The organism is Streptococcus constellatus (assembly GCF_902167705.1).
Classification (GTDB): domain Bacteria; phylum Bacillota; class Bacilli; order Lactobacillales; family Streptococcaceae; genus Streptococcus; species Streptococcus constellatus_A.
The window spans coordinates 50,459-64,790 of record NZ_CABHMZ010000022.1; the positions used below are offsets into that span (position 1 = coordinate 50,459).

A 14,332-nucleotide genomic window follows, 5' to 3' on the forward strand; every position below is an offset into this window, starting at 1 on the left:
GGTAGCACATGCTTTGTCAAAATTGTAAAATAAATGAATCTACTATTCACCTTTACACAAATGTGAATGGAAAACAACACCAAGTTGACCTCTGTCAAAATTGTTATCAAATCATGAAAACAGACCCAAACAATGCCTTGCTTCGTGGCATGAACAATCAAAATAATTTAGACCCATTTGATGACTTCTTTAGAAATCTAGGGAATTTTCAAAATCATCAAGAACCCCAAACCCCTCCTACTCAATCAGGTGGAGGGTATGGTAATGGAGGCTATGGTTCCAATCAAGGCGGCAGCACGCGCCAACAAGCACCACAACAACCTAAAGGTCTCCTAGAAGAATTTGGTATCAATGTAACCGAATTTGCTCGGCGCGGCGAAATCGACCCTGTGATTGGTCGTGACGAAGAGATCGTTCGTGTCATCGAAATCCTCAACCGCAGAACAAAGAACAATCCAGTCCTCATAGGAGAACCAGGTGTTGGGAAAACAGCTGTTGTAGAGGGCTTGGCACAGAAAATTGTAGACGGTGATGTTCCACATAAACTCCAAGGCAAAGAAGTCATCCGCCTAGATGTCGTTAGTTTGGTGCAAGGGACTGGTATCCGTGGTCAATTTGAAGAACGCATGCAAAAACTCATGGACGAGATCCGCTCTCGTCAGGATGTGATTTTATTCATTGATGAAATTCACGAAATTGTTGGAGCGGGTTCTGCTGGCGACGGAAATATGGATGCTGGAAATATCTTAAAACCTGCTCTTGCTCGTGGTGAGCTCCAATTAGTCGGCGCCACAACTCTCAATGAGTATCGGATTATTGAAAAAGATGCTGCGCTGGAACGCCGTATGCAGCCTGTAAAAGTGGATGAACCAACGGTTGAAGAAACGATTACTATTCTAAAAGGCATTCAAAAGAAGTACGAAGACTATCACCACGTTAAATATACAGATGATGCCATTGAAGCGGCAGCTGTCTTATCCAATCGCTATATCCAAGATCGTTTCTTGCCAGATAAGGCTATTGACTTGCTGGACGAAGCAGGTTCTAAGATGAATTTGACACTTAATTTTGTCGATCCCAAAGTTATTGATCAACGCTTGATAGAAGCTGAAAATCTCAAGGCACAAGCTACTCGTGATGAAGATTTTGAAAAAGCTGCCTATTTCCGTGACCAAATTGCCAAATACAAAGAAATGCAGCAAAATAAAATGGCAGACCAAGATACGCCTATCATCAGTGAAAAAACCATTGAGCATATCATTGAGCAAAAGACAAATATCCCAGTTGGCGACTTAAAAGAAAAGGAACAATCGCAACTGATTAGTCTGGCTGATGATTTGAAGGCACACGTCATCGGTCAAGATGATGCCGTTGATAAAATTGCAAAGGCCATTCGCCGCAATCGTGTCGGACTTGGCACACCAAATCGACCAATCGGCTCTTTCCTTTTCGTTGGACCAACCGGTGTCGGTAAAACAGAACTTTCTAAACAATTAGCGATTGAGCTCTTTGGTTCAGCTGACAGCATGATTCGCTTTGATATGAGCGAATATATGGAAAAACACAGTGTAGCCAAACTCGTCGGAGCACCTCCAGGCTATGTTGGCTACGAAGAAGCCGGGCAATTAACAGAACGTGTACGCCGTAATCCTTACTCTCTTATTCTGCTTGACGAAGTAGAAAAAGCTCACCCAGATGTCATGCATATGTTCCTGCAAGTACTTGATGATGGACGTCTGACAGACGGACAAGGACGGACTGTTAGTTTCAAGGATACGATTATCATTATGACTTCAAACGCTGGTACTGGCAAAGTCGAAGCAAATGTCGGCTTTGGAGCAGCGCGCGAAGGACGAACCAATTCCGTTCTCGGTGAATTGGGCAACTTCTTCAGCCCAGAATTTATGAACCGTTTCGATGGCATCATTGAATTCCAATCTCTAAGCAAAGAAAATCTCTTACAAATTGTAGATTTGATGCTTGAAGATGTAAATAATCGCTTAGCTGTAAATGATATTCACCTGGATGTGACAGACAAAGTTAAGGAAAAATTAGTTGACTTGGGTTACGATCCGAAAATGGGAGCTCGACCTCTGCGTCGGACAATCCAAGATCATATCGAAGATGCCATTACAGACTACTATCTTGAACACCCAAATGAAAAAGAACTCAAAGCTATCATGACAAGCAACAGCAAGATTGTCATCAAATCAGCTTCAGCTAAAAAATCTGAAAACGAAACTGACAAAGAAATCAAAACAACTGCAGATGACAATGCTGATTAGATATGAAACACACTCCTTAGAGGTTTCTCTAGGGAGTGTTTCTTCGTTACTGAACCCTGTATCTCAACATTGTCTTCACATTATACAAAGTTTTCTCCATTCATATTTCATTAGTTCGTCCCTTTTATTTTTCTATCCTAAGTATAACAGAGGAAACTTGTCACCTGATGTCGACTTTTATATTTTTGTAAAATGGTTATTTTTATCTTGTTTTTTCAAAATAATCAGAAAATTTCAATTTTTCTATTGTTTTTTTGAAATAAGATGTTATAATAGACAACAAGAAAAATAAAAGGAGTTACGTTATGTTGATGATGGCTATTATTATCATTATTATTTATAGTATCTTATCTAGGCGTAGCTACCGTTTTAAAATGGGATAATCATCTTCATTTTTACATGACTCCGCCTTATTCTCATTTGGGATAGGGCGGATTTTATTTTTCAAAAATAAAGGAGTTTTTTATGACAAAAGAAAACACAACCGCATCACTCACCCCTAAATCATTTTTGCATAAAGTTTTAAACGGAACCGCAATCGGTGTTATTGTAGCTTTGCTGCCTAACTGTATCTTTGCCATTATTTTCTCTTTGGACTTTTTCAAAAATAATGCCTTCTTTGCTACTTGGAATGTAGCCAATGTTCTTTTCCAAGCGACTTTATCTGCTGTGATTGGAACGTTAGTTGCTTTGGAATTTAATTTCAAAGGAATGAAAGCAGCGCTTCTAACAGCCATTGCTTTTGTTAGTTCTGGTGCTTCTAGCAAACTAGCTGGAGCAACGGAGTTATTAACATATGTCCAAAAGCAAAAAGCTCCTGCTGAAAGGCAACTGCAAACAGAATGGTTGCTGGTTTTTACACAACTGGTACAGGGGACATTATCAATGTCATGCTGATTTGTGCCCTCAGCGTTCTTGTATTACTTTGGCTAGAAGGAAAATTTGAATCTTTTAATTTTGTTCTTCTTCCTATTGTCGGATCACTTCTTGCGACGGTGGGGCTATTCACGCTTCCTTATGTCAAAATGATCTCTAGCTTAATCGGGCAAGGAATCATCTACTTTACGGAGCTTCAACCTTACTTGATGAGTGTTCTCATCTGTGTTACTTTTGCCATTTTAATCGTGGCACCAATCTCAACCGTTGCAATCGGTCTTGCCATTGGGCTAAATGGGCTAGCTGCCGGTGCTTCTGCTATGGGAGTTGGGACAACCTGTATCGTACTCGTTGTTCATTCATTCTTTGTCAATAAACCTGGTGTAACTGTTGCTGTCGCCCTTGGTTCAATGAAAATGATGATGACAAATGTCTTTGAGCACCCAATCTCTTATGTTCCTATTGTCGCAACCTCTGCTGTTACTGGTCTGTTGGTTCCGCTCTTCACCATTACCGGGACTCCTGCATCAGCAGGTTTTGGACTAGTTGGTCTGACGGGGCTCTTCGCTTCTGTTACAGGCGGACTTTCAATGGGACTAGCTATCTTAGCTTGGCTTGTCATCCCAACAGTCGTTGCAATCCTTTTCCGTCTCCTCTTTGAAAAAGTGCTCAATTTATATATAGCAGATATTTTTAAATTTGAGTCTTAAAATGCTTGAAAGCCTTGACAGTACTTGATTTCTGCATTATGATATTAGTAGCATATAAGAAAGAGTGGAAACGATATGACAGTTGCAACTTTTGGAGAAAAGCAAGAAGACGTTCAATATGTGAATCGCTATGGTGTTTACGCAGTTATTCCAGATGAAAAGAAAGAAAAGATGATTCTGGTTCAAGCCCCCAACGGTGCTTGGTTCTTGCCAGGAGGCGAGATTGAGCAAAATGAGGATCACTTGACTGCCTTAAAACGTGAACTGATCGAAGAACTTGGTTTTACCGCCCAAATCGGTCAATATTACGGGCAAGCAGATGAATATTTTTATTCTCGTCATCGCGACACTTATTTTTACAATCCTGCCTACATTTACGAAGTAAGTCATTATGAGCAATCGCAAGCACCTTTAGAGGATTTTAATCAGCTTGCTTGGTTTCCAATCGAAGAAGCTATTTCCAAACTAAAACGCGGCAGTCATAAATGGGGAATTGAAATGTGGAAAAAGAATCATAAAGTATGAGAAATTGTTCACATTTCTTATGAAAAAGTGCTATAATAGGAATAGAACATAGGAGGAAGTCAGATGAAGCTTATTAACACGACAAACAGCCATGCACGCCTTGTAAAAAGTCAATTAGAAAGTACAGATGCTACACTAGTTGAGACTTTTTCCGCTGGAAATACAGACGTCGTCTTTACGCAAGCCCCTCTTCATTATGAAATTCTGATTTCGAATAAACACCGCGCTATTCGCGAACAAGAAGTTGAAAAAATTCGAGAATTTTTCCTGAAACGAAAAATTGATACAAAATCAATTGATGCCTCTCGAATTAAGACACTTTATTCAACAAACCTCATTGAAATATCCATTCCAACTAAATAAGCCTTACAAGGCTTATTTTTTTGTCTAAAAAAGGAGTGAATTCGCAACTAATGCTCAATCCACTCCTGCTTTATTTTTGTCTGACATAGTTCATCATGTCGTATGGCAATGTATTGGCGGTTTCTTTTAGAGAATAATTTTCTAAATTATTGACATTTTGACGGAGAAATTTTGCATAACTAGCTGAAATCAGCTTTTCGTGTTCGTATTCAAAAATAATCTTCCGCTCCAAATAATAACCTCTCAGCATTTCGTTGATATTATTCGGTTTGGTACGTGTGATAACCCGCTCAATAAAAGCCCCACTTTCGATAATCGCTGTCTCACGAATGCGCGAATCTTGTAAGAAATTGATGAGCGCAGTATTATAAACGCCCTTCAAATTTTCTAAGCTGCCGATAATCACTTCTGTATTGGCTAGATACAGTTCGGCAATTTCCTCTTTTTCAGCCTTACTAGGCTTTGCTCTATCCTGATTGAGCCAATTACGGAAAGTAGAGCCTAGCGTAATGGTTTCATGAAGTAACAAACGAGCAATCCGAAAAGAAACGATTAAAAAATAGTTTAGGCGCGAAGCAAGGTTGCGATTGATTCTTTGCTCCATATTCCATAAATAACGTTGGTAAATGGAATAGGCACGGTTGCTCATTTTTCTTTCTTCGTAGGCCTGTTCCAAACCGTCACTTTCGATACTCAGCATCAGCAATTGTAAATCTGTCAAATCTTTTTGAACAGATCTTCCTTCTTGCTCCAAGATAAGATTTTCGATTCGTCCATGATAATTATCAATAGCCGCGTAAAGCGGAGCCTTGACTTTGGTATGTTTCAAATCTTCTTCTAATTCTTGGACAACGTCATTTAAAATAGCAATGTGCATGAGGTAGTCGGATGACTCTTCTTTGTTTTCTGATAAACGAGGTAATATTACAAGCCCTGTCAAAAAACTAAGCAACGTAACCCCAGCCACCAAGAAAAGCAAGAGAGGATACTTTTGTTCTAACGCTGTTGGAATCAAGAGAATGGTCGCAATAGACACCGTTCCTTTCACGCCTGAAAAAGTTAACAGAGCAATATCTCTCCAATATTTCGACATTCTCTTTTTCAAACGCAGACTTCTCCAGAAATAAAAGCCATAAATCATGACAAAACGAATGGCAAATAGCACAATCGTCAGTAAAAGAATTGTCAGAAGGAGTCGGAGATTATCATAAACAGGACTTTTCAAAATAGGCTCAACTATCGTTTCTAACTCAATTCCTAAAATGACAAAGACCGATCCGTTCAGCATAAACGTAACGGTTTGCCAAATCGTATCTGTCACAGTGTCGACCTGAGCCTCTAATAAAGTAATCCTTTTAAAACGGCTAGCCTTAAAAATCCCTGCTACGACTACTGCAATAATTCCTGATACATGGAGTTCTTCTGCTAAAAAGAAAGTTAGTAAAGGCAAGCTTAATTCCAGCAATAATTCTCCTGCAATATCTGAAGCTCGTACCGTATGCAACAGCTTTTGCAGCTGACGATTTAAAAAAGCTGAAAAGCCTCCCACGATAAAACCACCAATAATGGAAAGAAGAAGAGAAATACTGGCTTCTTTAATAGAAAACGTTCCTGTCATCCAAGCTGTCAGAGCAAATTGAAAAGCAACCAAACCGCTCGCATCATTTAACAAGCCCTCCCCTTTCAAAATATTTTCTACACGTTTTGGAAAGGTAAAGCGTTCAGATAGGGACGCAAAGGCCACCAAATCAGTCGGACCCAAGGCGGCTCCAACCGCTATACAAGCCGCAAGAGGAAGAGATACCCAAAGCCAATGTGACAAAAAGCCAAGACTCAAGGTAGAGAGAAATATCACTGGAAAAATCAGATAAACAACTATCTTCCAGTGCTTAAGAATGCTGGTAATGTCACTTTCTTCTGCTTCACGAAACAGCAAGGGCCCAATGACGAGAGCCAGAAAAAGCTCCGTTTCCAAATGAAACCTTCCTACTGGCATGAAAAATCCCAAGCCAATCCCCAAAAGAATTTGTACAAGTGGTGTCGGCAGGCTAAGAAACAGCTTGTTGGTGGCATTTGAAACAATCAGAACAGATAAAAAGATAATAATGTAAAGGAGTAAGTTCACATTTCCCTCCTTTATTTTTGTTTACAACATTTTTCAAACAAAGTTTTTTGCTCTGAAATTTTCTGCTCAATTTTCGATAAATCACGATGCTCAATCATTTTTTGGCAGCGCTCCATTTCAAGATTGACTAATTTTTTCTTAATCCGAATCATTTTTTTGCTCATCTGCGCATCATTTACTTGCTTGGTCAATGTTTCTCCATTGGTTGACTCAAGATATTGACTACGCAAACCGTTTAATTTCTCTTGTAAATAGTGTTTATCCATATTTTCTCCAATTAAGTCGTTTTTAATTTCTCAATCATCACCAAAAAGGGCGGCTGATTGATTTGGTTGATTGTTTTATAAAGAGCGACGGTAAATTCCTGCTGCGATAGTTGACTGACAAAGTCTAAAACTGCATCTCGCTCCACATCGCCACCTGCATGCCCATAGTAAATCATAATTGCAATCCGACCGCCAGCTACTAAACGCTGACATAATTTTTCTAAGGCCTGTATCGTTGTATGTGGTTGTGTAATCACCGACTTATCTGCCGACGGAAGATAGCCTAGATTAAAAATAGCTGCTTTAATACTTTCAACGTATTGATCCACATTTTCGTGACCTGTTAAAAGCAATTCAACATTGTCTAATTTAGCTTCTGCCAAGCGCTTGGTAGTTTGCTCAATGGCTTGCTTTTGAATATCAAAAGCATAGACTTTCTTAGCCAATTGTGCCAAGAAAAGCGTGTCGTGCCCATTGCCCATAGTCGCATCTACGACTATATCTTCTTTGGTGACGATTTCTGATAAAAAAACATGTGCCATTTGTAATGGTCTTAACATATAAATCGTTGCTCCTTTGCCTTACACCCTTGAACGCTGCCGCGGCGGTTCATTTCTTGCTCAATTGCATTAAGCACTTCCCATTTATTGAGGCTCCACATGGGTCCAATTAGCATGTCCCGTGGCGCATCACCTGTAATCCGATGAATGACGATATGCTCAGGGATTATTTCTAATTGATCACAAACAATAGAAACATATTCATCTTGGCTAAGTAGCTGCAAGCGTCCTTCATGATAATCTCGTTGCATCCGTGTGTTGGTCATTAAATGCAAAAGATGTAATTTAATCCCTTGAATGTCATTGTCTGTCACACAGCGGCGAACATTCTCTATCATCATCTCATGGCTTTCACCAGGCAAGCCATTGATTAAGTGGGAAACTATCTCGATTTTTGGAAATTTCCGCAAGCGTTGAACCGTTTCAACATATAATTCATAGGAATGCGCGCGGTTAATCAATTGCGAAGTAGCTTCATAAGTCGTCTGCAAACCAAGCTCTACCGTCACATGCATACGTTCAGCTAATTCCGCTAGATAAGCAATCGTCTCATCAGGCAAGCAATCTGGTCTGGTCCCGATATTGATGCCGACAACCCCTGGCTCATTGATAGCCTGTTCATAACGCTCACGAATGACCTCTACCTTATCGTGGGTATTGGTGAAATTTTGAAAATAAACTAGATATTTCTTGACTTCAGGCCACTTGCGGTGCATGAAATCAATTTCTTTATAAAATTGTTCACGAATCGGTGCTTCGGGTGCTACAATAGCGTCACCCGACCCAGATACCGTACAAAAAGTACAGCCACCATGAGCAACCGTTCCGTCTCGATTAGGGCAATCAAACCCCGCATCAATGGGGACTTTAAAGGTCTTCTCTCCAAATAGTTTCCGATAATAAGCATTCAAAGAATTATAAGGTTTCATAACTTCCATTGTACCACAAAATAAAACAGAACTCGCGCTCGGAGTTCCATTTACACTTTACTCATGTCAATTGGCTTCCATTGGTGCTTTTTCAAATCCACACAGCCATTCATTTTAAAAGTCACTCCTTCAGCCCAAAGGAGATGTCGCTGGTCTTCCCATGCTGGCGCTAAGCGTCCTGCGGCATTGACCACGCGATGATAAGGATATTTCCCATAAAGTCCAGCCTGAGACAAGACACGACCTACTAAGCGAGCATTTCTTTCTCGACCAATCAAACGCGCAATTTGCCCATATGTCGCTACATTCCCTACAGGAATACAGGACACAACTGATAAAATTTGATGGACTAATTTTTCATTTAACACTTTTCGCATTATCTTTTTCCTTGTGGCAATGCTATCTTTGTTTCCCTTTAAAACGCCATTGAAAGCGCAACTTATCATAATAAGGAAATTCAATATGCAAAATTCCTAAACCTAAGAGAAGGCTTCCCAAAACATCTGTCGGATAATGTACTCCCAGATACACACGTGACGTCATAATGATAAAAATCATCACAATCAGCAGACTTTGCAAGATACGCTTCGTCTGCACCGATTTTATTCGTTGACTGACGATAATCAACAGCGAACCAAAGATTAGCGTAGAAGCCAGCGCATGCCCACTCGGAAAAGAAAAGCCACCTTCTTCCACCAAGTGTTGAATAGCAGGGCGCGGACGTTGATAAACATTTTTCAAAAAAGTCACTAAAATCCCTGTCAGAGCAAGATTCCCAGCCAAAAGAATAGCTTCACTCCGCCATTTTTTATAAAGGAAAAAACCAACCAAAATTGCGATCCAGCTCACAATAACGGGGGTATTGATTAGACTCGTTACGTTAGAAAAGAAAAGTGTCAAAGCATGTGGCAAATCTCCACGCAAAGTTGTCTGGATTGGATTATCAAAGCCTTTTAAATAATTAGGATGAAATTTGACAACATAGCCTAGAATCACAAAAAGTAAAAGGGCAAAAGAGCCCTTGGTTAAAAAAGTTTGTTTATTTTTCATATTTACTTAAAATCGGTTTTAAAAGCAAGTGAATGAGCCAAAAGGCAATTGCAAAAACCACACCTTCTAATAGATTAAATGGAATGACCATCGCAAACAGGTAATTTGCCACGCCCAGAATCTTTGAAATATCAAAATTAGCAAACATGGCATAGAGCGGAATGGCATAGATATAATTCAAGAGAAACATTGCCATAGTCAATCCGAGCGTTCCCACTACAGAAGCGACTAGAAAACGAATGGTTGTCTGCTCCTTTTTCCAAATAAGCGCAAAAGCGATTACGAAAACAGCAACTGCAATGATATTCATCGGCAGACCAATATAGGTATTGACACCTTGGTTGTTCAGCAGCAATTTGAGTACTGAGCGAATCAATAAAATGCTTAAAGCTCCTCTTAGATTTAGCACCACTAATCCCAATAGAATTGGTAAAATGCTAAAATCCAGCTTCAAAAAGCTTGCTCCCGGCAAAATCGGGAAATCAAAGAACATCAGCAAAAATGAGATAGCTGAAAGAATGGCAATAATAGCCATTTTGCGTGTATGTGTCATAACAGGTTCCTCCAATTTTATTAAAATTAGAGAAGCTGGAAAGGCTTGCTAAAGAATGACTTATCCCAGTCAGTGAAACCTTTATGATAGTATAAGGAAGTTTCCTTAAATAACATTAAAAGCCACAGTTTTGGGACTTCTCCCTGCCTTTCGTCTTCTCCCATCCAGACTGTACTGTCGGTTGTGGAATTGCACCACATCAGCTTGCGCTCGCGGACTTAAAGCAGCTTACCTAGTTGACAAAGATTTTATTTTTAGATAATGTTGCGCTTCAAAGATACATCAAGAAGCCACACAACTATATAAAAGTAAAAGATTGTCATCGGCTGCAAATCACCGCCGGTCGGGAATTTCACCCTGCCCTGAAGACCCTTTAATCATAACAAAAAAAGCCTGCAAGAGCAAGCTTTTTATCTGATCTACTAAAATCATTTTGACATCATTATTTTAATTTGTCATGTTCATATTCGTGTACCAGATCTAATCCTATAAAATTTTGCTGCCGCAGTGCTTCATACACCATCATACAAACCGTATTTGACAAATTCAGACTTCTGACGTGTTCATCATTCATCGGAATCCGCAAGGCTTTTTCAGAATGAGTACGCATAAAATCCTCTGGCAATCCCTTATCCTCACGTCCAAACATGAAATAATGATTTCCAGCGGTTGCAAAATTTTCTGTTGCATAAACCTTCTCCGCAAACTTAGAAATCAAATAGAGATGCCCATCCATTTTACTCATGAACTCTTCTAAATTATCATAATAAGTAATATCCAGCTTGTCCCAGTAATCCAAGCCAGCTCGTTTCATCTTGCGGTCATCAATCGGAAATCCCATTGGTAAGATGATATGCAGCGGTGAATTCGTCGCCGCACAAGTCCGAGCAATATTGCCAGTATTCTGTGGGATTTGCGGTTCAAAAAGAACAATATGGTTTTTACATGTCATAATTTTTCATTCCTGATTTCATTACTACTACAAAAAAATAGCCACACTGCTCGGAGTCAAGCTCAGCAAACAGCGTGGTTAAGGCATCATTAACTTACATCACAACAGGTTTGAGGTAAATCAATGAATGTACTTTCTTAGTATATCACTTTCTTTGCACATGTCAACAAAAAAAGCTTAAAATTTTCATATTTTCTCAATTTTTTGTCCATTTTTTCAAAATTTCTCTTGGCGTTTTCATTGGAATGCCCTTTTAGGACAAAATATACATTTTTCTTTCTTCAAAATGATGAAATTTTCGCAAAAAAAGGGTATGATAGAGGGGTATACTTGGGAGGTATAAAATGAAAATTATTGTCGTTGGTGGCGGTAAAGTCGGAGCTGCTCTCTGTCGTTCACTTGTGGCTGAAAAACATGATGTGATTCTCATTGAGCAAAACGAGTCTGTACTCAATCGGATCACAAAACGCTATGATATTATGGGCATTGTCGGTAACGGTGCTAATTTTAAAATCTTAGAGCAGGCTGATGTAGAGCAGTGTGATATTTTCATTGCCATGACAGAACATGACGAAGTCAATATGGTGTCGGCTGTGCTGGCTAAAAAAATGGGGGCGAAAGAAACGATTGTTCGCGCTCGTAATCCAGAATATTCAAATTCTTATTTTAAAGAAAAAAACATTCTTGGTTTTTCACTCATTGTCAATCCTGAGCTACTAGCAGCACGCTACATTGCAAATATCATCGAATTTCCTAACGCACTTTCTGTGGAGCATTTTGCTAATGGACGTGTCAGTTTAATGGCATTCAAGGTCAAACAAAATAGCAATCTGTGTCAGATGACTTTATCTCAATTTCGAAAGAAATTTGGAAATGTCTTGATTTGTGCTATTGAACGTGACAATCAATTACTCATCCCAGACGGTGAAATCATCATTTTGCAGAATGATATTATCTATGTCACTGGAAATCGAGTTGATGTTATTCTTTTCCATAATTTCGTCCGACCAAAAGTTATAAAAAGTTTGATGCTCATTGGAGCAGGAAAGATTGCTTACTACCTGCTCAATATCCTAAAAAATAGCAAAATCAAACTGAAAGTGATTGAAATCAATTCAAAACACGCTGAATGGTTTAGTCAAGAATTTCCGCATTTGCACATTGTTCAAGGTGACGGTACTGCAAAAGACATTCTACTAGAAGAAAGCGCTCAACACTATGATGCAGTCGCTACCCTGACTGGTGTAGACGAAGAAAATATCATTTCTTCTATGTTCCTTGAAAGCATGGGCGTTCAAAAAAATATCACGAAAGTCAATCGGACTAGCTTACTTGAAATCATTGACAGTCAGGAATTTTCAAGTATTGTAACGCCAAAGAGAATTGCAGTAGATACGATTATGCACTTTGTCCGCGGACGTGTGAATGCCCAATATTCTGATTTACAAGCTATGCACCACTTAGCTAATGGACAACTTGAAACTCTGCAATTTCAAATCAAGGAAGAAAATAAAATGACTGGAAGACCACTTTCTAGTCTGAAACTAAAAAAAGGTGTCTTGATTGCAGCCATTATCCGAAATGGAAAACCTATTTTCCCAACGGGTGAGGATCATATTCAAATCGGTGACCAAATCGTCGTCACAACCTTGATCCAAAATATCACACAAATCTATGATTTATTAGAGAGGTAAGCCATGAATAGAAGTATGATTCGTTTCCTCCTCTCAAAGCTGTTAATCATTGAAGCTGGACTGCTTCTGATTCCGCTCATTGTGGCTTTCATCTATCACGAGCCTCATCAAAATTTGCTCTCCATTAGCGCCACAATTGGAATTCTCTTGGTAGTCGGACTTTTAGGCAGTTCTTTTAAGCCCCAAAATCATCACATTTATGCCAAAGAAGGAGTTTTGATTGTCGCCTTATGCTGGATACTTTGGTCCTTCTTTGGGGCACTTCCTTTTGTTTTTTCAAGACAAATTCCTCATCTCATCGATGCTTTCTTTGAGGTCAGCTCAGGCTTTACAACAACTGGCGCTTCCATTTTACCGGATGTCTCTGTCTTATCACATTCTCTGCTCTTTTGGCGTAGTTTTACCCACTTAATCGGAGGTATGGGAGTGCTCGTCTTTGCTCTTGCTATCATGGAAAATAATAAAAATAGCCATTTGGAAGTGATGCGAGCAGAAGTCCCTGGTCCTGTCTTTGGTAAAGTTGTTTCTAAGTTAAAGGACACTGCACAAATTCTCTATTTGCTGTATTTAGCACTCTTCGCTATTTTTGTAATCATCTACTACCTCGCAGGCATGCCTTTATTTGATAGCTTTATCATTGCCATGGGAACAGCTGGCACAGGAGGATTTAGTGTCTACAATGACGGAATTGCGCATTATCACAGTTCATTGATTACTTATTTAGTGAGCTTTGGCGTTCTCATCTTTGGTGTGAATTTTAATCTTTACTATTTTCTACTGCTAAGAAAATTCAAAACCTTTTTTGGTGATGAAGAACTGCGGACCTATCTCATTATTGTCGCATCTGCAACGATTTTCATCTGTCTCAATGTTTTTCATATTTATCAAAACCTTTCTCAGACCTTGGAAATCTCTCTTTTTCAAGTATCTAACATTATCACCACCACTGGTTTTGGTTTTGGTGATATTACCTCTTGGCCGCTCTTTTCTCAGTTTATTCTCCTCATTCTCATGTGTATAGGAGGTTCTGCTGGCTCTACGGCTGGAGGTTTAAAAGTTGTTCGTTGCTTAATGCTGGTTCGCATTGCTAAAAATCAAGTATTGTCCACCCTCTCACCAAAGCGTGTACTGACCCTACATGTCAACCATAGTGTGATTGACAAAGATACACAACATAAAATCTTAAAATACCTCGTGCTTTATACGATGATTATTATCTGCCTCATCTTTATCGTCAGTTTAGATAATAATAACTTGATGACAGTCGTCAGTGCTGTTCTTAGCTGTTTCAACAACATTGGTCCAATGCTAGGAACAACAGACAGCTTTGCAATCTTTGGTCCCATCTCCAAACTCATACTCTCTCTTGCCATGATTGCAGGGCGTTTAGAAATTTACCCAATGATTCTGCTTTTTATGCCACAGACGTGGTCCAAACGATAAA

The 14,332-nt window shown here is 39.4% G+C and carries 15 protein-coding genes and 1 riboswitch; of the genes, 7 read left to right on the forward strand and 8 right to left on the reverse strand.

Translation table 11 applies throughout. From position 1 onward, the window contains the following. Positions 1-8 precede the first annotated feature (8 nt). The 5 genes from FQ204_RS06875 (at position 9) to FQ204_RS06890 (ending at position 4,759) form a co-directional block, all read left to right on the forward strand. Positions 9-2,285: an ATP-dependent Clp protease ATP-binding subunit gene (locus FQ204_RS06875; protein WP_144210153.1), complete on the forward strand. Its 2,277-nt coding sequence runs from the start codon at positions 9-11 to the stop codon at positions 2,283-2,285. A 465-nt stretch (positions 2,286-2,750) separates the two neighbouring features. After that, complete coding sequence (locus FQ204_RS10725) at positions 2,751-3,182, forward strand: PTS sugar transporter subunit IIC (RefSeq protein WP_260843566.1); 432 nt, start codon at positions 2,751-2,753, stop codon at positions 3,180-3,182. Next, entirely contained in the window at positions 3,128-3,871 is a 744-nt protein-coding gene (locus FQ204_RS06880) for a PTS sugar transporter subunit IIC (RefSeq protein WP_260843567.1), read from the forward strand. The genes FQ204_RS10725 and FQ204_RS06880 overlap by 55 nt, the downstream gene beginning before the upstream one ends. A gap of 75 nt (positions 3,872-3,946) precedes the next feature. Then, positions 3,947-4,396: an NUDIX hydrolase gene (locus tag FQ204_RS06885; RefSeq protein ID WP_144210155.1), complete on the forward strand. Its 450-nt coding sequence runs from the start codon at positions 3,947-3,949 to the stop codon at positions 4,394-4,396. 63 nt (positions 4,397-4,459) lie between these two features. After that, positions 4,460-4,759, forward strand: a complete 300-nt coding sequence (locus FQ204_RS06890) for a DUF1827 family protein (RefSeq protein ID WP_144210157.1) — start codon at positions 4,460-4,462, stop codon at positions 4,757-4,759. A 70-nt stretch (positions 4,760-4,829) separates the two neighbouring features. Here FQ204_RS06890 and FQ204_RS06895 read toward each other — a convergent pair whose 3' ends face one another. The 8 genes from FQ204_RS06895 to FQ204_RS06930 all read right to left on the reverse strand — a co-directional run bounded on the left by FQ204_RS06895 (position 4,830) and on the right by FQ204_RS06930 (position 11,194). Then, the gene (locus FQ204_RS06895; protein ID WP_144210159.1) at positions 4,830-6,884 is read right to left on the reverse strand and encodes a cation:proton antiporter; all 2,055 of its coding nucleotides are present in this window, start codon (positions 6,882-6,884) and stop codon (positions 4,830-4,832) included. Positions 6,885-6,895: 11 nt separating this feature from the next. Then, a complete protein-coding gene (locus tag FQ204_RS06900; RefSeq protein WP_144210161.1) occupies positions 6,896-7,150 on the reverse strand; it encodes a hypothetical protein in 255 nt (84 codons plus the stop codon). 11 nt (positions 7,151-7,161) lie between these two features. Beyond that, positions 7,162-7,710, reverse strand: coding sequence for a tRNA (mnm(5)s(2)U34)-methyltransferase (locus FQ204_RS06905; protein ID WP_144210163.1), 549 nt, complete (start codon positions 7,708-7,710; stop codon positions 7,162-7,164). Next, positions 7,704-8,648 carry a TIGR01212 family radical SAM protein gene (locus tag FQ204_RS06910; protein ID WP_186286728.1) on the reverse strand — a complete coding sequence of 315 codons (945 nt, stop codon included), beginning with the start codon at positions 8,646-8,648 and terminating at the stop codon, positions 7,704-7,706. The genes FQ204_RS06905 and FQ204_RS06910 overlap by 7 nt, the downstream gene beginning before the upstream one ends. Before the next feature lie 41 nt (positions 8,649-8,689). Beyond that, positions 8,690-9,016, reverse strand: coding sequence for an MGMT family protein (locus FQ204_RS06915; RefSeq protein ID WP_144210167.1), 327 nt, complete (start codon positions 9,014-9,016; stop codon positions 8,690-8,692). A 22-nt stretch (positions 9,017-9,038) separates the two neighbouring features. Then, on the reverse strand, positions 9,039-9,689 hold the full coding sequence (locus FQ204_RS06920) for a phosphatase PAP2 family protein (RefSeq protein ID WP_144210169.1): 651 nt from the start codon (positions 9,687-9,689) through the stop codon (positions 9,039-9,041). Beyond that, entirely contained in the window at positions 9,679-10,242 is a 564-nt protein-coding gene (locus tag FQ204_RS06925) for an ECF transporter S component (RefSeq protein ID WP_144210171.1), read from the reverse strand. Before FQ204_RS06925 ends, FQ204_RS06920 begins: the two co-directional genes overlap by 11 nt. 148 nt (positions 10,243-10,390) lie before the next feature. Next, positions 10,391-10,616: riboswitch (FMN riboswitch) on the reverse strand. A gap of 68 nt (positions 10,617-10,684) precedes the next feature. Then, the gene (locus FQ204_RS06930) at positions 10,685-11,194 is read right to left on the reverse strand and encodes a tRNA (cytidine(34)-2'-O)-methyltransferase (protein WP_144210173.1); all 510 of its coding nucleotides are present in this window, start codon (positions 11,192-11,194) and stop codon (positions 10,685-10,687) included. 344 nt (positions 11,195-11,538) lie between these two features. Here FQ204_RS06930 and trkA point away from each other — a divergent pair, with 344 nt between their 5' ends. Both trkA and FQ204_RS06940 read left to right on the forward strand, forming a co-directional pair. Then, complete coding sequence (trkA, locus tag FQ204_RS06935) at positions 11,539-12,888, forward strand: Trk system potassium transporter TrkA (RefSeq protein WP_144210175.1); 1,350 nt, start codon at positions 11,539-11,541, stop codon at positions 12,886-12,888. A 3-nt stretch (positions 12,889-12,891) separates the two neighbouring features. Then, positions 12,892-14,331, forward strand: a complete 1,440-nt coding sequence (locus FQ204_RS06940) for a TrkH family potassium uptake protein (protein WP_144210177.1) — start codon at positions 12,892-12,894, stop codon at positions 14,329-14,331. Position 14,332: the final 1 nt, after the last annotated feature.